The organism is Mycobacterium triplex, assembly GCF_000689255.1.
Taxonomy (GTDB): domain Bacteria; phylum Actinomycetota; class Actinomycetes; order Mycobacteriales; family Mycobacteriaceae; genus Mycobacterium; species Mycobacterium triplex.
Genome location: NZ_HG964446.1, coordinates 1,599,199 through 1,622,268 on the forward strand (window position 1 = coordinate 1,599,199; position 23,070 = coordinate 1,622,268).

Here is a 23,070-nt window from a genome sequence, read left to right on the forward strand (position 1 = left end):
CGATGAGCACCGGATTCCATCCCGATGCCGAGGTGCAACACGACGAAAGTGTCGACCTCGCAACGGGATTCGTCCCGTTCCCGAGTGACCGGGCCGACGCCTACCGGCGGGCCGGCTACTGGGCGGGGCTGCCGCTGGATTCGGTTCTGCGCGAGGCCGCGCACCGTTGGCCGCAGCGCTGCGGCATCGCGGATGCGCACACCAGCTACACCTTCGCCGAATTCGACGCGCTGGCCGATCGCATCGCCGGCGGGCTGACCAACCTCGGCTTCGTCGCCGGCGACCGGGTCCTGCTCCAGCTGCCCAACTCCTGCCAATTCGCGTTGGCACTGTTCGGATTGCTGCGCGCCGGGGTGGTGCCGGTGATGTGCCTGCCCGGCCACCGCACCGCCGAGCTGAGCCACTTCGCCGAGGTCAGCGGGGCGGTCGGGATGGTGATCACCGACCAGGCGGGTGGCTTCGACTACCGCGAGATGGCCACCGCGCTGGTGCGCGAGCGCCCGCGGCTGACCCGGGTGCTGGTCGACGGCGACCCGGGCGATTTCCAGGCCTGGGCCGACGTGCAGCACTACGCGGGCCCTGTCCGGCCAACCGCGGCACCGGATCCGGGCCTGCCCGCGCTGCTGCTGGTTTCGGGCGGCACCACGGGGCTACCCAAACTCATCGCCCGCACCCATGACGACTACCGCTACAACGCTTCGGCGTGCGCCGCGGCCTACGGGATGACCGGGGACGACGCCTACCTCGTGGTCCTGCCCGCCGGCCATAACTTCCCGCTGGCCTGCCCGGGTCTGCTGGGCGCGATGACCGTGGGCGCCGCCACGATTTTCACCGACGATCCCAGCCCCGAGGCCTGCTTCGCGCTGATCGACCGGCACCGGGTCACCGTCACCGGTCTGGTCAACGCGCTCGCCAAGCTGTGGGCGCAGGCCTGCGATTGGGAGCCGGTGCTGCCGACCTCGCTGCGCGTGGTGCAGGTTGGCGGATCGCGGCTGCTGCCCGACGAGGCCCGGTTCATTCGCGAGAACCTGAGCGCGGGTATGCAGCAGATCTTCGGTATGGCCGAGGGGATGCTGAACTTCACCCGGCCCGGCGATCCCGTCGACGTGGTGGACAACCTGCAGGGCCGGCCCATGTCGCCCGCCGACGAGATGAAGGTCGTCGACGAGAACGGCGACGAAGTGGCCCCGGGTGAAGAGGGCGAGCTGCTGGTGCGCGGGCCGTACACGATCAACGGGTACTACCGCGCCGACGAGGCCAACGCCCGCTCGTTCAGCCCCGACGGCTTCTACCGCAGCGGTGACCGGGTGCGGATCTTCACCGACGGCCCGCGGGCCGGCTACGTCGAGGTGACCGGCCGGATCAAGGACGTCATCCACCGGGGCGGCGAGACCGTCTCGGCGTCGGACCTCGAGGAACACCTGCACGCCCATCCCGCCGTCGCCGACGCGGCGGCGGTCGCCCTGCCGGATCAGTACCTCGGCGAAAAGATCTGTGCGGCAGTTGTTTTCAAGGGCGCACCGGTCACCCTGGCCGAGCTGAATGGATTCTTGGACGGCCGCGGCGTCTCGGTTCACGCCAAGCCGGACGTGCTGGAAGCCATGCGGTCGCTACCCAAGACGGCGGTGGGCAAGGTGGACAAGAAGCAAATCGTCGTCAGCCTGACACGGGCGTGAGCGACGCTGACCCTGGCGCACTTGGGATTTGACTGACATGACATTGAATGGTGGCTCCGATGAACGGTACCGAGTGTGACCTCTGACGCGATGCACGAACCGATCGCCGTCATCGGCGTGGGATGCCGCCTGGCCGGTGATGTCACGACCGCCGCGGCCTTCTGGGATTTCCTGCTGGAGGGGGGCAGTGCGGTGCGCGAGGTACCCGCCGACCGGTGGGAGCCCTACCTGTGGCGCGACCCGCGCAACGCGGCGGTGCTCAAGGACATCACACCGTGGGGCACCTTCATCGACAACCTCGCGGGATTCGACGCCGAGTTCTTCGGCGTCTCCCCGCGCGAGGCCGAACTGATGGACCCCCAGCAGCGGCTGGCCCTCGAGGTCAGCTGGGAGGCGCTCGAGCACGCCGGGGTACCGCCCCGCTCGCTGGCCGGCAGCGACACCGCCGTGCTGATGGGGGTGAACTCCGACGACTACGGCAAGTTGCTGATGGAGGACCTGCCCGGTATCGAGGCCTGGACCGGGATCGGCACGTCGCTGTGCGGGATCGCCAACCGGGTGTCACACCTGCTCGACCTGCGCGGGCCCAGCGTGGCGCTCGACGCCGCCTGCGCGGCCTCGCTGGTGGCCGTGCATCAGGCCTGCCAACTGCTGCGCTCGGGGGAGACGGCACTCGCGCTGGCCGGTGGCGTCAGCGCCCTGATTGGGCCGGGATTGACCCGGGTGCTCGACCAGGCCGGTGCGACGGCACCCGACGGCCGCTGCAAGACCTTCGACGAATCCGCCGACGGCTACGGCCGCGGCGAGGGCGCGGCCGTGGTGGTGCTCAAGCGGCTCGCCGACGCCCGGCGCGACGGGGACCGGGTGCTGGCCGTGGTCCGCGGGGGAGCGGTCGCCCAGGACGGTCGCACGGTCGGCATCATGTCGCCCAACGGCGCCGCCCAGGCGGATCTGTTCCGGCTGGCCTGCCGGTCGGCGGACATCGACCCGGCCACCGTCGATTTCATCGAAGCCCACGGAACCGGCACTCCCACCGGCGATCCCGTCGAGGTCGCGGCGCTGGCGGAGGTGTACGGGGCGGCCCGGCCCGCCGACGATCCCGCCCTGGTCGGCTCGGTCAAACCGAACACCGGCCATCTCGAGGGCGGCGCCGGCGCCGTCGGCCTGATCAAGGCCGTACTGGCCCTGCACCACCGGACCATTCCGCCCACCGCGGGCGTGCGCAAGCTCACCCCCGCCGTCGACTGGGACAACAGCGGCCTGCGGGTGCCGACCGAGGCGCAGGCCTGGGCGCGCCGGCCCGGCCATCCCCGCCGAGCGGCGGTGTGCAGCTACGGCTACGGCGGCACGATCGCGCACGTGTTGCTCGAGGAGGCGCCGCCCGCGCGGGGTGTCGCACCCGCGGAAATGATTGGGCCGGCGGTGATTCCGCTGTCGGGCCGCTCGGCGAGCAGGCTGAGCGCGCAGGCCGCGGCGCTGGCCGAACACCTCGGCGAGCGGAAGATATCGCTGGACGAGGTCGCCGCGACGCTGTGGACCCGTCGCAGCCACGAGCCGGTGCGCGCGGCCGTGGTCGCCGAGAGCTCCGAGGAGCTGGTCGGCGCGTTGCACACGCTGGCCGACGACGGGCGTGACGCCGCGCTGGTGCGCGGCACCGTGCTGCCCGGTGCGTCCGAGGGTGCGGTGTGGGTGTTCTCCGGACATGGTTCCCACTGGCCGCAGATGGGCCAGGAGTTGCTGGCCACCGAACCGGCGTTCGCCGCGGTGATCGATGCGATCGATCCGATCTTCGGCGCCGAACTGGGTTTCTCGGCGCGCGAGGCGCTGACCTCCGGCGACCTCGGCGGCACCGACCAGGTGCAGGCGCTGACCTTCGCGATGCAGGTCGGCCTGGCCGCGGTGCTGCGCGGGCGGGGGGTGCGGCCCGCAGCGGTGATCGGTCACTCCGTGGGCGAGGTCGCCGCGTGCGTGACCGCGGGTGTATTCGACCTGGCGCAGGGCGCCGCCGTGGCGTGCTACCGCGCCCGCGGGTTCCGGACGGTGATGGGTGCGGGCGCGATGGCATTGGTGCCGCTGCCCTTCGCCGCTGCCCAGCAACGGCTCGGCGCGCGCACCGACGTGGTGGCGGCCATCAGCGCGTCGCTGACCTCGACGGTGGTATCGGGCACCGCCGCGGCCGTCGACGAGGTGGCCGCCCGGTGGGGCGACGAAGGCCTGATGGTCCGTCGCGTCAAGACCGACGTCGCGTTCCACAGCCCGGCGATGGACGCGCTCACCGCCGACCTGGCGCGGCTCACCGCCGCGTTGCCCGAGCCGGCGCCGGCCCGGGTTCCGCTCTACACCACCGCGCTGGCCGACCCGCGGTCATCGGCGGTGCGCGGACCGGACTACTGGGTCGCCAATCTGCGCGACCGGGTCCGGTTCGCCGAGGCGGTCTGCGCGGCGGCCGAGGACGGCCACCGGCTGTTCCTCGAGGTCTCGGCCCACCCGGTGGTATCGCACTCCATCGCAGAAACGTTGCTGCACTTGGAGATTGACGAGCATGCGGCCGTCGGCGTGCTGCGCCGCGACCAACCGGCACGGCGTTGCGTCGCTGCCGCGGTCGCCGCCCTGCACTGCCACGGCGCGCCCGTCGGCGACGCCGGCACCCCCGCCGCGGGGTGGGCCCCCGATCTGCCGGGCACGCAGTGGCAGCACCGCGATTTCTGGCGCATCCCGAGCGCGCCGCCCGCGGGCCGCGGTGTACACGACGCCGACAGCCACACCCTGCTCGGCGGCCGACTCGAGGTCACCGGCACGGTGCCGGCGCGGGTCTGGGAGACCCGGCTGGACATGGCGACGCGGCCGTATCCCGGCAACCATCCCGTGCAGGGCACCGAGATCGTGCCGGCCGCGGTGCTGCTCAACACCTTCCTGACGGCCGCGGGAACCGATGTGACCGAGGTACATCTGCGCACACCCGTCGCGCCGGGCCGCGCCCGCGATGTGCAGGTGGTGCTGCAGGATCAGGCGCTGGCGATCGCCACCCGACTGGTCGACGACGACGGCCCCGACGTCGGCGGCTGGCTGACGCACTGCACCGCGATCGCGGCCGCCACCGACGATCGCGAGGTGCCCGGGCTCGACGAGTCCGCGATCCGGGTCCGGTGCACCGAGCAGTTGGCGCCGAACACCGTGGTGGATCGGCTGGCCGCCCTCGGTGTCGCCGAGATGGGTTTCGGCTGGGAGGTGGTCGATCTCTGGGCCTGTGACGGCGAATTCCTCGCGCAGGTGCGTGCCGAACCGGACGGGTCGCACCCCTTGACGTGGGCCGGACTCATCGATGCCGCCACCTCGGTGGCATCCACGGTGTTCGACGGCGCGCCCCGGCTGCGCATGCCAGCTCGTATCGAACGGGTGAGAGTCCTTGGTACGCCTTCTGATTCGGTACTGCTGCACGTTCGCCGGCGCGACGAGGGCACCTGCACCGACGTCACCATCGCCACGCTCACCGGCAGGCCGCTGGTGGCGATCTCGGGAATGACGTTCGAGGAGCTGGAGAACACCGGCGGCGACGTGTCGCGAGTGGTGCACCGAATCGACTGGCATCCAACGCCGTTCGACGCCGACGCGGTGCCGGGTGAAGTCGTGCTGGTCGGCGGTGATGCGGGAGTCCGCGCCTGGTGTGAACGCGACCTGACCGCGGCCGGCGTCGCCTATGAAGTCTGCGCGACGCCCGCTGACCTCCCCGCCGAGCTGGACTCCGACGCCGTCGTACTGGTGTTGCCCCGCGCCGAGGACAGTCCGGTCGAAGCCGTGGGGACCGTGCTGAAGACCCTCAAATCGCTTCTACACAACGGCATCTCACCGCGGCTGTGGACCTTGACCCAGGGTGTGCACGAGGGCACCGATGTGAGCCGCTCGCCGCTGTGGGGCCTGTCGAGGGTGGCCGCCGCCGAACATCCCACACTGTGGGGCGGGGTGCTCGATCTGGCCGAGGACCGACTTCCGCTGTGCGCGCTGGCCACGCTCTACGGCCACGCCGTGGTGGTGGTTCGCGACGGTGTCGCGCGGATTGCGAAGCTGGCCAACGTCATCGACGCAACCGGGCCGACGATGGAATGCACGCCGGCCGGCACGTACCTGGTTACCGGCGGGACCGGCGTGCTCGGCCTGCGCATCGCCGAACGGTTGGCCGATCTGGGTGCGCGCCGCGTGGTGCTGCTGTCCCGGTCCGGTCTCCCGGAACGCTCGGCGTGGGCCGCCGCGGACAACCAGAGCCAGGTTCGCGCGGTGTGCGCGCTCGAGGAGCGCGGCGTCTGGGTGCACTCGGTCGCCTTGGACATCGCCGCGCCCGGCGCCGTCGACGAACTGCGCTCGGTGCTGGCCGACTTGCCGCCGGTGCGTGGCGTAATCCACGCCGCGGGCGTGGAAGCCGGTGTGTTCCTTGCGAATACCACGATCGACGAGATCGCGACCACCATGCATCCGAAGGTTGACGGAGCACTCGCGCTGCACGAGATGTTTGCGCCCGGCGAGCTGGACTGGATGGTGCTGTATTCCTCCTGCGGCTACCTGGCCGGCTTCCCCGGACAGGGTGCCTACGCCTGCGGCAACGCCTTCCTGGACGCGCTGGCCCGGCACCGGCGCGGGCTGGGCGACGTCACGACCAGTGTGGCCTGGACAGCGTGGCGCGGCCTGGGTATGGGCTCGGACTCCGGATACATTGCCGCGCAACTGGATGCCCTGGGCATGGACACCATCGCTGCGGACGACGCACTGCGTGCCCTGGACGTCGCGATGCGGTCGCAGGAGGCCAACCCGGTGGTGCTGCCGGTGCTCCCGGACGCCACGTCGGTGCCGATCCTGGCCGACATCGCTGCGGCCGTCGCCGCGGATTCGGCGGTGCAGAACCAGGATTTCACCGCGGTGGGCCCCGGCGACATGGACACCGAAGAATGGGTGACCCAGCAGGTCCTCACGGCGGTGGCCGCCGAACTCGGCCTGCCCGTCGACAGCGTCGACACCAGGATGCCGTTGGTCGAAATCGGCGTGGACTCGATCATGACGGTCGCGTTGCGGCGCCAGCTCGAGAAGCAGACCGGGCTGGCATTGCCACCGACACTGCTGTGGGAGCACCCCACAGCGGCCGCGGTGACGGCGCGCATCGTCGAGCTACTGGACAGCGAGATCGCCTCTGCGGCAACAGAAGACGGCGCGCCCGTGGTGTAGCCGCGGTCAGTGACCGCCACCGAGCTGGTGGGCCTGGGCGCGCCGGTGGGTGGGCTCGCAGCCGGGCGGCTGTGGCGGCGGCGGCAGCAGTGCCTTGCGCTGACGGACCGCGATGGTCTTCGGCGAGTCCGTCTTGAGCAGGAGTTCCTCGCCGGCGTGCCGGATGGTCAGCTCACCGGTGTCTCCGTCGCTCAGCGTGTAGGTGACGTCGGTGTGGTTGGCGTCGACCATCAGCCGGAAGGCGCGCCACCGCACCCGGAATCGCAGCCGGGTGATGCCGTCGGGCAGGGCGGGATCGATGTCGAGGATGCCCTCGTCGTCGCGCAGGCCGCCGAAGCCCGCGACGATCGCCATCCAGGCGCCGGCCAACGATGCCATGTGCAACCCGTCGCGGGTGTTCTGGTGCAGATCGCGCAGATCGATCAGCGCGGCCTCGTAGGCGTAGTCGTGCGCGAGCTCCAAATGTCCGACCTCGGCGCACATCACGGCCTGACAGCACGCCGACAGCGACGAGTCGCGCACCGTGCGCCGCTCGTAGTAGTCGACGTTGCGGGCCTTTTGTTCCGGCGTGAACGCGTGGCTCTGCCACTGCATGGCCAGCACCAGGTCGGCCTGCTTGACCACCTGCGCCGGGTACAGCCGCACATACGGCTCGTGCAGCAGCAGGGGGTACTTGTGCCGGTTCTCGAAGTCCCACTCGGCGAACTTGGTGAAGCCTTCGCACTGCTGGTGGACGCCCAGCTCCTCGTCGTAGGGGATGTTGACGGCATCGGCCGCGTCGCGCCAGGAGGCCATCTCCTCGTGCGTGACGCCCAGCTCCTCGGCCGCCTCGGGGTGACGGTTGCAGGCGTCGGCGGCGACGACCAGGTTGTGCGCGGCCATCAGATTGGTGAAGACGTTGTCGCGCACGATCGCCGTGTATTCGTCGGGGCCCGTGACACCCTCGAGGTGCCAGACGCCGTGCCGGTCATGGTGTCCGAGCGACATCCACAGCCGGGCCGTCTCGATCAGCACCTGCAGGCCGCAGTCGGCCTCCAGCGACTGGTCGCCGGTGACGACGCGGTAGCGCTCGAAGGCCATCGCGATATCGGCGTTGATGTGAAAGGCCGCGGTGCCGGCCGGCCAGTAGCCCGAGCACTCCTGGCCGCGGATGGTCCGCCACGGAAAGCTCACACCCTGCAGGCCGAGTTCCTTCGCCCGGTCTCGGGCCATGTCCATCGTCGACGCCCGCCAGCGCAGCGAGTCGGCGACCGCGTGCGGCAGCGTGTAGGTCAGCACCGGAAGCACGAAACCCTCGGTGTCCCAGAAGGCATGGCCGTCGTAGCCCGTTCCGGTCAGGCCCTTGCTGGGGATGGCGCGGCGCTCGGCCCGGGCGCTGGCCTGCACCAGGTGAAACAGCCCGAACCGCACCGCCTGCTGGGATTCCGAGTCGCCCTCGACCTCGACGTCCGCGTTGTTCCAGAAGTCGTCGAGGAACTCCCGCTGGGCTTTCAACAGCCCGTCCCATCCGCTGTAGCGGGCGCTGTGCAGCGCGGCGGCGACCTGGTCGCGCAGCGCGGGCCGGGAGCGCTGGCTGGACCAGCCGTACGCGAGATACTTGACGATGCGCAGCTTCTGGCCGGGGCGCAGCCCGCAGATCACGGTGGTGCGCGCCAGGTCGGGACTCGCGTCGTTGGTGACCTCGACGCGCCCGGGAACCTCGACGATGTGATCCATTCCCGCGGCCATCATCAACTGACTGGCCCGGGTCCGGTGCATCAGCAGCGCACCGCAGTCGGTCTCGTCATGTTCGACGGCCTCCAGCGGATTTTCCAGGATGGCCGCCACCCGGGGGTCGGCCGACGTCGTCGGCTGGTCCTCGTTGGTGACCAGCTCGGACTGCACGGTGACGCGGACGAATTCGTTGACCGCCTCGACGCAGTACTCGATGGCGGCGACACTGCGGTGGGCCAGCGACACCAGCCGGGTGGAAGTCACCTTGACTTCCTTGCCCACCGGCGAACGCCAGTGCGCGTTACGGGTCAGCGTGCCCGCTCTCAGGTCGAGGACGCGTTCGTGGGACACGAGTTCGCCGTACCGGACGTCGAAGGGCTCGTCCTCGACGAACAGGCGGATGATCTTGCCGTTGGTCACGTCGACGACGGTCTGACCCGCCTCCGGATACCCGTAGCCGGCCTCGGCGTAGGGCAGCGGCCGGATCTCGTAGAAGGAGTTCAAATACGTGCCCGGCAGGCCGTACGGTTCGCCCTCGTCGAGGTTGCCGCGCAGCCCGATGTGCCCGTTGGACAAGGCGAACAACGATTCGGACTGGGCTATCAGGTTCAGGTCGAGGCGCGTCTCGCGGACCACCCACGGCTCGACCGGGAAGGCCTCCTGGGTGATCATGCGTGCAGCAATTCTGCGAGGTCGGTCACCACGACATCGGCGCCGTTATTACGCAGATCTTCGGCCTGGCCCACTCGGTCGACACCCACCACGTAGCCGAAGTTACCGGCACGGCCGGCCGCGACACCCGACAGGGCGTCCTCGAACACGGCGGCCGCGTCGGGGGCGACGTCGAGCAACTGCGCGCCCCGCAGATAGGAATCGGGCGCGGGCTTGCCCTTGATGTGTTCCTCGCGCAGCGTCACCCCGTCCACCCGGTGCTGGACGAACCGCTGAAGCCCGGTGATCTCGAGCACCTCGCGGGTGTTGGCGCTCGACGACACGACGGCGATGCCCAGCCCGGCGGCCGAGGCCGCCTCCAGGTAGCGCCGCGACCCGTCGAACACCTCGACGCCGTCGCGGTCCAGCACCTTTTGGAACATGTCGTTCTTGCGGTTGCCCAGGCCGTAAACGGTTTCGGCGTCGCTGGAGTCGTCGTGGTCGCCGTCGGGCAGTTCGATTCCCCGGCTCTGCAGAAACGACCGGACCCCGTCTTCGCGCTTCTTGCCGTCGACGTAGGTCCGGTAGTCCGCGGCGGCGTCGAACGGCACGAACTTCTCCCCGGTGCGCTCGGCTCGCTGGGACAGGTACGCGTCGAACATGGCCTTCCAGGCCTTGGTATGCACGCTTGCGGTGTCGGTGAGCACGCCGTCGAGGTCGAACAGGCAGGCACGCACCTTCTCTGGCAGACCCAGCACGAAGGATCCTCACTGTCGGAGTAGTTGGGCGATACCACTCCACCATGCTTGCGGTTGGGCCGCCAGCGAACTCACATTCTTGCCCCGCGCGCGACGATGCGGACCATCTCGGTGGGGCGTTCCAGCGCGGAGAAGTGACCGACGCCGGGCAGCGTGATGGTCTCGGCCGACAGCGCGCGGGCGACGTGCTCGCGTTCGGCCGGTCGCGACCAATCGTGTTCGGAGTACACCAGCGTGACGGGAACGCTCACCCGCGGGTAACTGCTTCGCGCGTTCCTGAAGCCGCTCAGGTTACGCATGATGGCGCGGTTGACCCTCGGATAGCCGGCTCGACGGCCGCTGCGCCGCAGCTCGCGGAGAAAGCCCGGGGGCAGCGCACCGCGGTCGGTGAAGCCGCCGCGCAGCACGCCGCCCAGGATCAGTCGATTCTCCAGGCGGGCGAAGATCGGTCCGATACCGGGGGCTCGGACGGATGTTCCGATCAGCCGGGCGAACCAGTTGCCGCGTTCGAGCCCGCTCGGGTAGTCGTAGGCGTTGAACGCGATCACCGTGCTGACGCGGTCGGCCACGTCGATGGATGCCAGCAACGACAGGGCCGCGCCCATCGATTCGCCGGCCAGCGTGACGTCGCGCAGATCAAGGGTCCTGACGAATTCGACGACGGCGCTGCGTAGTTCGGCCGCACCGTATCGTGCGCCGGGGACGATGTCGGACCAGCCCATGCCGGGCAGATCCGGCGCGTAGACGGTGAAGTCATCCCACAGCCCGGGAATGACGCGCTGGAAGTAGTCCAGCTGGGTGCGGACCGTGTGCAGCAAGACCAGGGGCGGCCCGGTTCCCGCGGTGAAGTACCGCAACCGCGAACCGTCGGAGCGGGCCGCAAACCTGACTTCGCCGCGTCCGGCGGTCCACGTCGTCGTGTACTGCTGATCCGGAATCTCGTTGCTGTTCACGGTATTTCACCTGCTCCGACCGCTCGCGCGACTGCCTGGATGACCCGCAGCCGTCCATCCGACAATGCGGCGGTCAGGTTTTCGGCCTTGCGGGCGAAGTCGGCCACGAAGGCGTGCAGACCCAACGTGCTGGCGGGCTGGGCCAGCAGGGCCTGCATGATCGCGCCCGCCTGGTCGGTGAGATCGTTCCAGTGTTCGACGGCGAATCCGGACGCCTCGATGACCTCGCGCAGGTCGTCGGGGGTCACCAGATGGCTGTGTGCGGGTTGATCGGCCCACGGCAGCGGATAGCAGAGTTCACGGCCGTCGCCACTAGTGATGTCCCACAAGGCAAGACGGCCCCCGTTGACCAGCACCCGGCGTGCTTCGGAGTACAGCCGCGCCTTGTCGGCCACATTCATCTGGACATGCTGGCTGATCGCGACGTCGAAGCCGGCGTCGGCGAAGGGCAGCGCGGTGACGTCGCCCTGGTGCACCGATATCCGGTCATCCAGGCCGACGAGTCGATTGAGCCAGCGGTGTGTGTCGCAGTATTCGGCGGTGAGGTCGACGGCGGTGACGGTGCAGCCAAACCGGTCGGCGACATAGCGCGCGGTGCCGCCGACACCGCTGCCCGCGTCGAGCACCGCACTCGCACTGGTGATCCCGGCGGCGTCGACCAGTTGGGCGGTCGCGATGCGGCCCATGGTGTGGAAGTCCTCCAGCAGGCCCAGGTCGGCGGGGACCAGCTGGGTGAGGTCCTTTCCGGCGGCGCGCAGCGCCTGCTCGATGTTGGCCTGCGACAGGCCGGTCGAATACTGAGTTCCGTTCTGAGTCATGCCCCTTGCCTTTCCAATTGGCGGACCGATTCGCGTGCCGGGAGGAGCACCGCGACGACGATCGCTGCTGCCAGTGCGATCCCCGCGCACACCAGCGAGCCCACTTGCAGGCCGTCCAAGAACGCGCGGTTGACGGCTTCGCGTACCGGGCCCGTGTGCTGCGCGGGAAGCTGTTCGATTACCGTGTGCGCCACTGCCATTGAGTTACGCATCGCCGCGGTGAGGTCGGCCGGCAATGCGGCCAGAGCGGGCGCGGAGCCAAGGTGTGCGGAGTAGACCGAGGCGAAGACGCTGCCCACGATGGCCACCCCCAGGGTGCCGCCGAGCTCACGCGTGGTGTCGTTGACGGCCGAGCCGATCCCCGCCTTGTCCGCGGAAAGCGAACCCATGATCGCCTCGGTGGCCGGCGAAAACGTCAGTCCGAGGCCGCCGCCGAGCAGCAGCATCTGCGCGGCGATCTCGGCGTAGCTCGTCGCCGCGTCGGCGGTGGATGCCCAGGCCAGGCCGGCCGCGAACACGGCCAGCCCGCCGGCGACGACGGCGGTGGTCCCGATCCACTCCACCAGCCGCGGCCCCACGACGCTGGCCGCCGCGATCGAGATGGCGACCGGCAGCAGGCGGACGCCGCTCTGAAACGCGCTGTACTCCTTGATGAATTGGAAGTACTGCGTGATGACGAAGATGAAACCGAACAAGGTCAGAAAGCCCGCGGTCACCGCGAGGCTGCCGCCGGAGAACCGGCGGTTGGAGAACACCGTGACGTCCAGCATGGGATGGGTGCTGCGCCGCTCGACGAGGGCGAACCCGGCGAGAAGGGCGGCGGCCGTGGTGAATCCGACGGTGGCGCGGGTGCTGGTCCAGCCCCACGAGGGCGCCTCGATGACGGTGTAGACCAGCGCGGTGACGCCGGCCGCCGACAGGACCAACCCCGGCACGTCGACGCGCGGCGCCGCGGGGTCGCGGGAGGTGGGCACGAACAAGACGCCACCGACGATGGCCACGATCGCGATCGGAATGTTCACCATGAAGATGGCTCCCCACCAGAAATGCTCGAGCAGCCAGCCGCCGCTGATCGGCCCGACGGCCACCCCGACACCGACCATCGCCGCCCACAGCCCGATCGCCTTGGCGCGGGGGACCGGGTCGGTGAAGATGTTGGTGATCAGGCCCAGTGTGGTCGGGAAGATCACCGCCGCCCCCACCCCCATGGCTGCACGCGCCGCGATCAACTGATCCGCGGAATTCGCTTGCGCGGCAAGGCCTGACGTGATCGCAAAGAGTGCAAGGCCGGCATTGAGCCAGGCTCGCCTGCCGTAGCGGTCGCTGAAGCTGCCGGCCGACAGCAGGAGTCCGGACATGACCAGGGTGTACGCGTCGACGATCCATTGCAGCTGCGAGGTGTCGGCATCGAGTTCGCGCGACAGCGTGGGCAGGGCGACGTTGACGATGGTGGCGTCGACGCTGATGACGAAGACGCCGAGGCAGATGACGGTAAGCGCGGCGAACGGGTGATTTCGGAACACGGGGCTGGTACGCACAGACAAGACAGTAAATCTTCTAGACAAATAAATCAAGCATCAGATGGAAAAAGATGTCCGCCGCTGGTAAGGTGGGGTGGTGCGGACACGCAACTACAACCAGAACTGCCCGATCGCGCGTGGGCTCGACGTCTTGGGTGAGCGCTGGACGCTGCTGATCCTGCGCGAGTTGGTCGGCGGGCCGCGCCGCTACGGTGACCTGCGCGCCGAACTGCCCGGCATCGCAACCAATCTGCTCGCCGAGCGGCTCAAGGAGCTGCAGGACGCCGGGCTCGTCGACCGGACCGACCTGCCGGCCCCGATCGGGCGCACGGTGTACACGCTCAGCGACCTGGGCTGGCAGCGGGTGCTGCCGATCATCCAGAGCATCGCGTGGTTCGGCCTGGACCGGTTGGATCCCATCGACGACGGTCCGGTGACGCCGCTCAACGGATTCCTGGCCGGCATCCTGCTCGGCTTCGACTCCGGCAAGGCCGCGGGACTAGAGGCGACGTGCCGGGCCGAGATCGACGGCCGGCGTTTCGATTTCATGGTCACGCAGGGCCGACTGGCCGGTGCCCACCGCGAGCCCGTGGTGACGATCACGGCCGGCGCCGCGGATCTGGTGACTGCCCGCCTGGGCCACAGCGATGCCAAACGCAAGGCGGCGCTGCGGCGCGTCAGCGTCACGGGCGATCCGGCGACCGTCGACGCGGTGCGGGCGAGCTTTTCGCTGTAGGCAAGCCGGTCGGCCCTGAATCACTACGCCGACACCTCGGCATTCGCCAGCCACTAAGCTGGCTGCCGTGGAAGCAGCTTCGACGCGGCCCGTGCTGGTGGTCGACTTCGGCGCGCAGTATGCGCAATTGATCGCCCGTCGCGTCCGGGAAGCCCGCGTCTTTTCTGAGGTCATCCCGCACACCGCCTCGATCGACGAGATCAAGGCCAAGGATCCGGTGGCGCTGGTGCTCTCCGGCGGGCCGGCCAGTGTGTATGCCGACGGTGCCCCGCAGCTGGACCCGGCGGTGTTCGACCTCGGCGTGCCGGTGTTCGGTATCTGCTACGGGTTTCAGGCGATGGCGCAGGCGCTGGGCGGGACCGTCGCCCACACCGGCACCAGCGAGTACGGTCGCACCGAGCTGAAAGTGCTTGGCGGAGAATTGCATTCGGGACTGCCCGCGGCGCAGCCGGTCTGGATGAGCCACGGCGACGCGGTCACGGCGGCGCCCGAGGGGTTCGACGTGGTGGCCAGCAGCGCCGGGGCGGCGGTCGCCGGCTTCGAGAATCGGGCCCGGCGCCTGGCCGGCGTGCAGTACCACCCCGAGGTCATGCACTCGCCGCACGGGCAGCAGGTGCTCAGCCGGTTCCTGCACGACTTCGCCGGGCTCGGCGCGGACTGGACGGCCGCCAACATCGCCGAGGCGCTGATCGAGCAGGTGCGCGCCCAGATCGGTGACGGCCATGCGATCTGCGGGCTGTCCGGCGGGGTGGATTCCGCGGTGGCCGCGGCACTGGTGCAGCGGGCCATCGGAGACAGGCTGACCTGCGTCTTCGTCGACCACGGGCTGTTGCGCGCCGGTGAACGCGCGCAGGTGCAGCGCGATTTCGTCGCCGCCACCGGCGCCAACCTGGTCACCGTGGACGCCGCCGATACCTTCCTCTCCGCACTCGCGGGCGTGACCAACCCCGAGGGCAAGCGCAAGATCATCGGCCGCCAGTTCATCCGGGCCTTCGAGGGCGCGGTCCGCGACATCGTCGGGGCGGAGGACGGTTCGGGCGTCGACTTCCTGGTGCAGGGCACGCTGTACCCGGACGTGGTGGAGTCCGGCGGCGGCAGCGGCACCGCGAACATCAAGAGCCACCACAACGTGGGTGGTCTGCCCGACGACCTGAAGTTCAAGCTCGTCGAGCCGCTGCGATTGCTGTTCAAGGACGAGGTCCGCGCCGTCGGGCGGGAACTGGGCCTGCCGGAGGAAATCGTTGGGCGCCAACCCTTTCCGGGTCCAGGTCTGGGGATCCGGATCGTCGGCGAGGTCACCGCTGCCCGGTTGGACACGCTGCGGCGGGCCGACTCGATCGCCCGCGAGGAACTCACCGCGGCCGGCCTGGACAACCTGATCTGGCAGTGCCCGGTGGTGCTGCTGGGCGAGGTGCGTTCGGTCGGCGTGCAGGGCGACGGCCGCACCTACGGACACCCGATCGTGCTGCGCCCGGTGTCCAGCGAGGACGCCATGACCGCCGACTGGACCCGGGTCCCCTACGAGGTGCTGGAGCGCATCTCGACCCGGATCACCAACGAGGTCCGCGAGGTCAACCGCGTGGTGCTGGACATCACCAGCAAGCCGCCCGGCACCATCGAGTGGGAATAGCCGGCTCTGCGCGCCGAACGTGAAGCCAATTTCACGTTCGCGGGGGAGAGGGTTCCAACTCGCGGCTACTTCACGAATTCGGCTCGGCCGTAAGCAATGTCGGCCGCCTGCCAGTTGCCGCCGGCCTCGGTCACGAGCCGACGAGCGATATCGCGATCGCCGCTTGCGGCGACCAGGATCAGGGTGTGGTCGGTCGCGGTGACGGAGCCGCCGTGCAGCCGGTTGCGGGCCGCGAGATCGCCCGCCAGCGCGGCGCCGAGGCGCTCGATGTCGACATCCGGCACGGTGATGATGATCGCATCCGGCGGGTGCTGCGGCCGGTAGTCGAAGAACAGCACCGATTCCTGGTCGAACTGCCGGCGCAGTGCCTCGGCGGCGGCGTGCAGGGCGGGCTCGTCGGGGCCGCAGACATGGAATTCGCGCGAACGATCAACGGTGCTTCGCTGCTGCGCGTCGGGCCAGTACACCCCGACGAGCGGCGTCGATCCCGTGACCGTCACGCCGTTGAGGGCGATCGTCACGTCGGCCTGCGGCTCGAACAGGGGATCGCCGCCCTCGGCGACGAAGAACTCGGCCGGTTGACAGTCACCTTGGGCCGGCGTGGCCGCCGCGATGGCGCCACAAAAAAGCACCAGGAGCCACAGCAGCACCGATCGCATAAGCAGCCTCTCCCGTTTCTTGACGGTTGTCGGAGGGTGGGTGTTTACTCGGATCAAGTCGAACATACATTCGAAAATAATTATGGAACTGCTGGTAGGAGGCTATATGACGGCGGCTGTCGCCTCCGACCAGGATCGTGCGGAACGGCTCGAATCGCTGCGCCGGCAGATGGCGGTGTTGTCCGGGAAATCGTCCGGGAGGCCCGCCGCCCGGCCCGACGATCTGCTGCCGGAATCGGAATCTCAACTGCCGGTCCCGCAGTGGCTGGCCGAGGCGCTACCCGTCCGACTACCCCGCGGGACGGTGGCGGTGCTCTCGGGTGCGCGGTCGCTGTTGCTGAGCATGATCGCCGCGGTGACGGCCGCCGGGGGGAACGCGGCCATCGTCGGCCAGCCGGATATCGGGCTGCTGGCCGCGGTGGAGATGGGGGCGGATCTGAGCCGGCTCGCGGTGATCCCGGACCCCGGGACCGATCCGGTGGAGGTGGCCGCGGTCCTCATCGACGGGATGGATCTGGTGGTGCTCGGTCTGGGCGGGCGCCGGGTGCCGCTGACCCGGGCGCGGGCAGTGGTGGCGCGCGCCCGCCTGAAAGGCTGCACCCTGCTGGTCACCGACGGCGAGTGGCAAGGGGCGCCGACGCGGCTTGCCGCCCGGGTCTGCGGCTACGAGATCACGTCGGGACACCGGGACACCCCGGTCTGCGGATTCGGGCGAATCAGCGCCGTGCGGCTGCAGGTCAGCGGGGTGTGCGCGGGGAGACGGGTGATCGGCAGCCGAACGCGAACCGGGTGAGTTCGAATGTCTTCTCGCGTGCTGGCCATTTGGTGCATGGACTGGCCGGCGGTTGCAGCGGCGGCAGCCGCCGACCGGTCCATGACGACTCCGATCGCGGTCACTCTGGCCAACCGGGTGATCGCCTGCTCGTCGGCGGCGCGGGCGGCCGGAGTGCGGCGAGGGTTGCGACGCCGGGAGGCGGCGGCCCGTTGCCCGCAACTGCACATCGCCACCGCCGACGCCGACCGCGACGCCCGCTTTTTCGAAGGCGTGATCGCGGCGGTCGACGATCTGGTGCCCCGCGCCGAGGTGCTGCGGCCCGGGCTGCTGGTGCTGCCGGTGCGCGGAGCGGCCCGCTATTTCGGGTCTGAAGCCCACGCCGCCGAACGGCTGATCGACGCGGTGGCTGTGAATTCAGTGGCCGGCGCCGAGTGTCAGGTCGGGATCGCCGATCAGCTGTCCACCGCGGTCTTCGCCGCCCGTGCGGGGCGTGTCATTGAGCCCGGCGGGGATGCGCAGTTTCTGTCGGTGCTGTCGATCCGGCAGCTGGCCGCCGAGCCGAGCCTGTCCGGTCCGGGACGAGAAGAGCTGACGGATCTGTTGTGGCGGTTAGGGATTCGCACCATCGGGCAGTTCGCCGCGTTGTCGGCAACCGACGTGGCCTCCCGGTTCGGCGCCGACGGGGTAAGCGCCCACCGGTTCGCCCGCGGGCAGCCCGAGCGGGGACCGTCCGGGCGGGAACCGCCGGCCGAACTCGAGGCCGTGCTGGACTGCGATCCGCCGATCGACCGGGTCGACGCCGCGGCGTTCGCCGGACGCTCGCTGGCCGGCTCGCTGCACCGGATGCTGATGTCCGCCGGAGTGGGATGCACCCGGCTGTCCATTCACGCCGTCACCGCCAACGGCGAAGAACGCAGCCGGGTATGGCGGTGCGCTGAGCCGTTGACCGAGGACGCCACCGCCGATCGGGTGCGCTGGCAACTGGACGGGTGGTTGAGCAGCCGGACCGCCCGCAACCCCCGCCCGACGGCGCCGGTGACCTTGCTGCGGCTGCGGGCGGTGGAGGTGGTGTCGGCCGAGGCGCTGCAGCTGCCGTTATGGGGCGGCCTTGGGGAGGAGGACAGGCTGCGGGCGCGCCGCGCGCTGGTGCGGGTGCAGGGCCTGCTCGGCCCGGAGGCGGTGCGGGTGCCGGTGCTGTCCGGAGGCCGTGGGCCGGCCGAACGCATCACGCTGACCCCGCTGGGTGACGAGCCGGTGCCGCACGCCGACCCGGGGTTACCGTGGCCCGGCCAGCTGCCGGACCCGTCGCCGGCGGTGCTGCTCGACGATCCGGTGGAATTGCTTGACGCCCAAGGAAATCCGGTACGAGTGACCAGCCGGGGGATGTTCTCCGCCGATCCCGCCCGCCTGGTTGCCCGCGGCAAGGACGACCCGTTGCGCTGGTGGGCCGGACCGTGGCCGGTCGACGAGCGGTGGTGGGACACCGACCTGGCAAAAGGCCGCACCGCCCGCGCCCAGGTGTTGCTGGAAAGCGAGCGTGCGTTGCTGCTGTGCTATCGCCAGCGGCGGTGGTACCTCGAAGGGAGCTACGAGTAAGGGGTGGTCAGTATCGGCCGAAAGCCACGGCGACGTTGTGGCCGCCGAATCCGAACGAGTTGTTGAGCGCGTACCGGTAATTGCCGGGCCGCGGCTTGCCCGACACCACGTCCAAGTCGATCTCTGGATCCAGATTCTCCAGGTTCAGGGTCGGCGGGATCACCTGATCCCGCAGCGCCAGCACGGTCAGGATCGACTCCACCGCGCCGACCGCTCCCACCGAGTGGCCCAGTGCGGCCTTGGGCGCGTACACGGCCGGTCTGTTGCTGCCCAGCGCGTTGTTGATGGCCTTGCCTTCGGCCAGGTCGCCGACCAGGGTGCCGGTGGCGTGCGCGTTGATGTGGTCGATGTCGCCGGGCGTCAGCCCCGCCAACTGAATCGCCCTGCTCATCGCGTGTCCGGCGCGCGCACCGTTGGGGTCCGGCGCCACCATGTGGAAGCCGTCGGAGGTAATGCTGGCGCCCATGATCCGGGCCAGGATGTTGGCGCCCCGGGCCTTGGCGTGCTCCTCGGTCTCGATGACCATCAGCGCGCCGGCCTCGCCGAACACGATGCCGGTCCGGTCCCGGTCGAACGGGCGGCACGCCCCGGCCGGGTCGTCGTTGCGGGTCGACAACACGATGCGCATCTGGCCGAACGCCGCGATCGCGACCGCTTCGATCTTGACCTCGACACCGCCGCAGATGGCAATATCGGCCTCGCCCAGGACGATATTGCGCCAGGCCTGCGCGATGCCTTCGGAACCCGACGCGCATGCCGAAATCGGGGTGAGCACCCCGGCCCTGGCGTGTCGTTCCAGCCCGATCGCCGCGGCGGGGGCGTTGGGCATGTACTTCGCCACCGCGAGCGGTGAAACCGCCTTGATGCCGCGGGCGCGCAGGTCGTCGTAGCTGAAGACGATTTGCTCGGCCGAGCCCAGGCCGGTGCCGACGGACACCAGCAGCCGGTTGGGGTCGACTTCGGGCGAGCCGGTGTTCTCCCACACCCGGCGGCTCAAAACGGTGGTCATCTTCGGCAGCCAGCCCATCCGGTGCCGCTCGGCGCGTGTCAGTCCGTGGTCGAAATCCTCCAGCAGGTGCCCGCCGATGCGTACCGGCAGGTCATAGTGCTCGACAAACGAGTCCTCAAGCGTGCGGATGCCGCTTTGGCTGTCCAGCAACAACTTCCAGGTGTTCTCGGCGTCGGTCGCCAATGCGGTCGTCATGGCGATGCCGGTGACCACTACATTTGGCAGCGCCTTTCCGGTGATCAGCTCTGTCATCGCGAAGGTCCTCCCAGTTTTGAACACCGCAACCCCGCGCAGATACCCAACTATTCCATAGTTGCCGTTGTCAGGAGGCGAGGCGCCGCGCGAAAGGCCCCACGCGTTCGATGAAACGGTCGAAAAATGCTCCCGGATCGACGCCAATACCGATGTGCGCGTTGGGTTCTCGGCGCCAGTCGGTCACCGTCATGCCGCGCGTCAGGGTGCCGGCGAGTTCGACGTCCACCCGACCGGAACGGGTGGCGATGAGTTCGGGGTCCAGCGCGACCGCCGCGGCCAGCGGATCGTGCAGATGCGCCAGATATCCGTGCCCGTTGTCGTAGTAACCCTCGAGGTAGAACCGCAACGCGTCTTCGATCACCCGGATCACCGGATTGGACGCCGTCGATCGGGTGCCCCGTTTGTCGTCCACGCTCATCATCGTCGACGTCGATCCCGCGGAATCGGCCAATCTCGCCAGGACTTTCGGCGTGATCGCCACGTTGCGGGTCAGATCCAAGCCGCACAGGATCGGAAATCGCTGCGGCCCAAGACTTTCAACAGACCAGGCCGCGAACACCTCGGCTGCCGCCTCGGGGTCCACGCTGATGTTCCATTCCGCCACCGCGGTGGTGTTGCCGATGTGGTCGTAGGACCCGCCCATAATGACCAGGCGGCGCAACAGGTTTGGCAGCTCGGGCTCCGCGCGCAGCGCCAGCGCCAGATTGGTCAGCGGGCCGGTCGCCACGCCGATCAGCTCGCCGGGAAAGGCCCGCGCCGCGCGCACCCAGGCGGTCGCCGAGTCGTAGTCGGTCAGCGCCGCGTTGCCCAGGGGTACGTCGGCATATCCCAGGCCCCGCGGGCCATGGACCTTCGAGGGGGTGCGCAGTGGCCCGGTCAGCGTCTCGTCGGCGCCCTTGGACACCGGTACGCGGGTGGCTCGGCACAGTTCGAGAAGACCCAAGTTGTTGGCGCAAACCTGTTGTACGCCAACATTTCCCCCGGTCGACGCGATGCCGACCAGATTGGCGTCCGGGCTGGCCAACAGATATATCAGGGCCAGCGCGTCGTCGACGCCGGTATCGACATCGGCGAACACCGGCGAAGATTCCCTCACCAATGAACTCCTGGCACCAGCCGGATCGCCTTGCGCACTTTGCGGGGGACTCCGATGCGGCCGACGGCACGTACCGGGCGTTTGGGCCGACGGCGTGCCGGGGTGTGGTCAGCTACGGGTTCGCTCGGCGAAACACCCAGCGCGGCAGCCGAATCGGGGTAGCCCAGATAGACCTGGTGCAGAATTCGCCGCGACGTCTTGGGCAACAGGTAGTTGCCGGCCTCGGCCAGCGTGCCCAACGGAGTGTCGATCCGGGCCGGCTTCTCGACCAGCCCGCGCACCACCATCGCCGCCGCGCGCTCGGGGCTGATCGGCGGCACCGGGTTGAGCCGTTGCGACGGTACGATCATCGGCGTCTTGACCAGCGGCATATGGATATTCGTGAATGTGATGTGGTCGGACAACGTCTCCGAGGCGACCACGTCGGAGAACGCGTCCAGCGCGGCCTTGGTCGGCAGATACGAGCTGTACTTGGGATTGCGGGCCAGTACACCGGCGCTCGAGACATTGACCACGTGACCGAATCGGCGCTCGCGCCAATGCGGTAGCAGTGCCAGCACCATTCGGACCGCGCCGAAGTAGTTGACCGCCATCACCCGCTCGTAGTCGTGCAGCCGATCGCATGAGTTCACCACCGAACGGCGAATCGAGCGCCCGGCGTTGTTCACCAGGTAGTCGACGTGGCCGAACCGGCCCAAGATGTCCTTGATGGTGTGCTCCACCGACACCGAATCGGTGACATCGCAGGTGAACGCGTGGGCCTGACCGCCGTTGGCGCGGATCTCGGCGACCAGTTCGTCGAGCGCGGCGCCGGTGCGGGCCAACGCGAATACCGTGGCGCCCCGTTCGGCGACCGCGATCGCCGACGCCCGGCCGATGCCGCTGGATGCGCCGGTGATGATCACGTGCCGGCCCTGCAGCGGCCCCTGCGGAGCGTCGCGGCGGGCGCGGTCGGGATCGAGATGCTCGGCCCAGTAACGCCACAGTTTGGGCGCGTAACTCGCGAACTCGGGGACCTCGATTCCGGTGCCGCGCAACGCGTTTTGCGTCTTGTCACTGACGAACGTCGGGATCAGGTCGACGAGATCCAGCACCTCGGCCGGGATCCCGAGCTGGGTGGCCGCCATGTTCCGGACCCGCTTGGCGCGCCCGCGGGCCTTGAGCACCGGTGCGGCCACCGAGCGGGGCAGCGAGCCGCGCAGCGGGGGCAGTCCGGCTGCCTTGGCGACTCCGCGGTAAATGCCACGCAGCCCAATGGTTTTCGGTGAGGTCAGGTGGAACGTCTGCCCGTCTGAGTCGTCGGCATGCATCAGTGCGACCAGTGCGTCGACGACGTAGTCGACCGGGACGATGTTGGTGCGGCCGGTGTCGGGCAACAGGATCGGGGTCAACGACGGCAGGACGGCCAGCTTGGACAGCACGCCGAAGAAGTAGTACGGGCCGTCGATCTTGTCCATCTCTCCGGTTGCCGAATCGCCGACCACGACGGCGGGGCGATAAATGCGATAACGCAGCCCCGGCTCCGAGCGCACCAGCAGTTCGGCTTCGAACTTCGTCTGGTGGTACGCGGTGGGCAGCTGCTGGCCGACGTCGAAGTCGTCTTCGGTGTACTCGCCGGGGAAGTCGCCCGCCACCGCGATCGACGACACGTGATGGAGCGTGGCATCCAGGCGCCGCACCAGCTCGATGACGGCGCGGGTGCCCTCGACGTTGGCGGCGCGCTGTTCGGCCTCGCCGGCCGTGACGTCGTAGATCGCCGCGCAGTGCACCAGATGGTCGACCCGGCCCAGCTCGGCGATGGTCTGGTCGGTCAGCGCCAGCTCCGGTAGCTCCCCGACCAGCGGTTTTGCGCGTTCGCCCCACTCGGCGGCGAGGCGTTCGAAGCGTTCCAGCGACTGGCGCCGGACCAGAACCCACACCTCGGCGTCGGGCCGGGTGTCCAGCAGGCGAGCTACGACGCGGCGACCAATAAACCCGGTACCGCCGGTAACGACATACCGCATTCAGACATGGT

Annotated in this window: 14 protein-coding genes and 1 pseudogene; 6 read left to right on the forward strand and 9 right to left on the reverse strand. The window is 69.4% G+C overall.

Annotated features, from left to right (window positions below):
• Positions 1-2 precede the first annotated feature (2 nt).
• A complete protein-coding gene (locus tag BN973_RS07545; protein WP_036466983.1) occupies positions 3-1,676 on the forward strand; it encodes a (2,3-dihydroxybenzoyl)adenylate synthase in 1,674 nt (557 codons plus the stop codon).
• Between the two features lie 90 nt (positions 1,677-1,766).
• Complete coding sequence (locus BN973_RS07550; RefSeq protein WP_036466985.1) at positions 1,767-6,887, forward strand: type I polyketide synthase; 5,121 nt, start codon at positions 1,767-1,769, stop codon at positions 6,885-6,887.
• A 6-nt stretch (positions 6,888-6,893) separates the two neighbouring features.
• Here BN973_RS07550 and BN973_RS07555 read toward each other — a convergent pair whose 3' ends face one another.
• The 5 genes and pseudogenes from BN973_RS07555 to BN973_RS07575 all read right to left on the reverse strand — a co-directional run bounded on the left by BN973_RS07555 (position 6,894) and on the right by BN973_RS07575 (position 13,318).
• Positions 6,894-9,272 carry a glycoside hydrolase family 65 protein gene (locus BN973_RS07555; protein WP_036466988.1) on the reverse strand — a complete coding sequence of 793 codons (2,379 nt, stop codon included), beginning with the start codon at positions 9,270-9,272 and terminating at the stop codon, positions 6,894-6,896.
• Positions 9,269-10,055, reverse strand: a pseudogene (locus BN973_RS07560) (beta-phosphoglucomutase family hydrolase). The gene BN973_RS07555 and the pseudogene BN973_RS07560 overlap by 4 nt, the downstream one beginning before the upstream one ends.
• Positions 10,056-10,080: 25 nt before the next feature.
• Positions 10,081-10,962, reverse strand: coding sequence for an alpha/beta fold hydrolase (locus BN973_RS07565; protein WP_036466992.1), 882 nt, complete (start codon positions 10,960-10,962; stop codon positions 10,081-10,083).
• A complete protein-coding gene (locus BN973_RS07570; RefSeq protein ID WP_036466994.1) occupies positions 10,959-11,780 on the reverse strand; it encodes a class I SAM-dependent methyltransferase in 822 nt (273 codons plus the stop codon). The genes BN973_RS07565 and BN973_RS07570 overlap by 4 nt, the downstream gene beginning before the upstream one ends.
• On the reverse strand, positions 11,777-13,318 hold the full coding sequence (locus tag BN973_RS07575) for an MFS transporter (protein WP_036466997.1): 1,542 nt from the start codon (positions 13,316-13,318) through the stop codon (positions 11,777-11,779). Before BN973_RS07575 ends, BN973_RS07570 begins: the two co-directional genes overlap by 4 nt.
• 79 nt (positions 13,319-13,397) lie before the next feature.
• Here BN973_RS07575 and BN973_RS07580 point away from each other — a divergent pair, with 79 nt between their 5' ends.
• Together BN973_RS07580 and guaA are read left to right on the forward strand one after the other, a co-directional pair.
• The gene (locus BN973_RS07580) at positions 13,398-14,036 is read left to right on the forward strand and encodes a winged helix-turn-helix transcriptional regulator (RefSeq protein WP_036472142.1); all 639 of its coding nucleotides are present in this window, start codon (positions 13,398-13,400) and stop codon (positions 14,034-14,036) included.
• 58 nt (positions 14,037-14,094) lie between these two features.
• Positions 14,095-15,666, forward strand: a complete 1,572-nt coding sequence (gene guaA / locus BN973_RS07585) for a glutamine-hydrolyzing GMP synthase (protein ID WP_407067575.1) — start codon at positions 14,095-14,097, stop codon at positions 15,664-15,666.
• Positions 15,667-15,731: 65 nt separating this feature from the next.
• On the opposite strand, the gene BN973_RS07590 is transcribed toward guaA, so the two are convergent.
• Positions 15,732-16,187 carry a hypothetical protein gene (locus BN973_RS07590; protein ID WP_232232037.1) on the reverse strand — a complete coding sequence of 152 codons (456 nt, stop codon included), beginning with the start codon at positions 16,185-16,187 and terminating at the stop codon, positions 15,732-15,734.
• 244 nt (positions 16,188-16,431) lie between these two features.
• On the opposite strand from BN973_RS07590, the gene BN973_RS07595 reads away from it, so the two are divergent.
• Positions 16,432-17,118: a hypothetical protein gene (locus BN973_RS07595; protein ID WP_036472143.1), complete on the forward strand. Its 687-nt coding sequence runs from the start codon at positions 16,432-16,434 to the stop codon at positions 17,116-17,118.
• Positions 17,119-17,124: 6 nt separating this feature from the next.
• Positions 17,125-18,696, forward strand: coding sequence for a DNA polymerase Y family protein (locus BN973_RS07600; RefSeq protein WP_198048903.1), 1,572 nt, complete (start codon positions 17,125-17,127; stop codon positions 18,694-18,696).
• Positions 18,697-18,703: 7 nt separating this feature from the next.
• Here BN973_RS07600 and kasB read toward each other — a convergent pair whose 3' ends face one another.
• The 3 genes from kasB to BN973_RS07615 form a co-directional block, all read right to left on the reverse strand.
• Positions 18,704-19,957, reverse strand: coding sequence for a 3-oxoacyl-ACP synthase KasB (kasB, locus tag BN973_RS07605; protein ID WP_036467006.1), 1,254 nt, complete (start codon positions 19,955-19,957; stop codon positions 18,704-18,706).
• Between the two features lie 70 nt (positions 19,958-20,027).
• A complete protein-coding gene (locus BN973_RS07610; protein ID WP_036467008.1) occupies positions 20,028-21,056 on the reverse strand; it encodes a nucleoside hydrolase in 1,029 nt (342 codons plus the stop codon).
• On the reverse strand, positions 21,053-23,059 hold the full coding sequence (locus BN973_RS07615; protein WP_036467010.1) for an SDR family oxidoreductase: 2,007 nt from the start codon (positions 23,057-23,059) through the stop codon (positions 21,053-21,055). Before BN973_RS07615 ends, BN973_RS07610 begins: the two co-directional genes overlap by 4 nt.
• Positions 23,060-23,070: the final 11 nt, after the last annotated feature.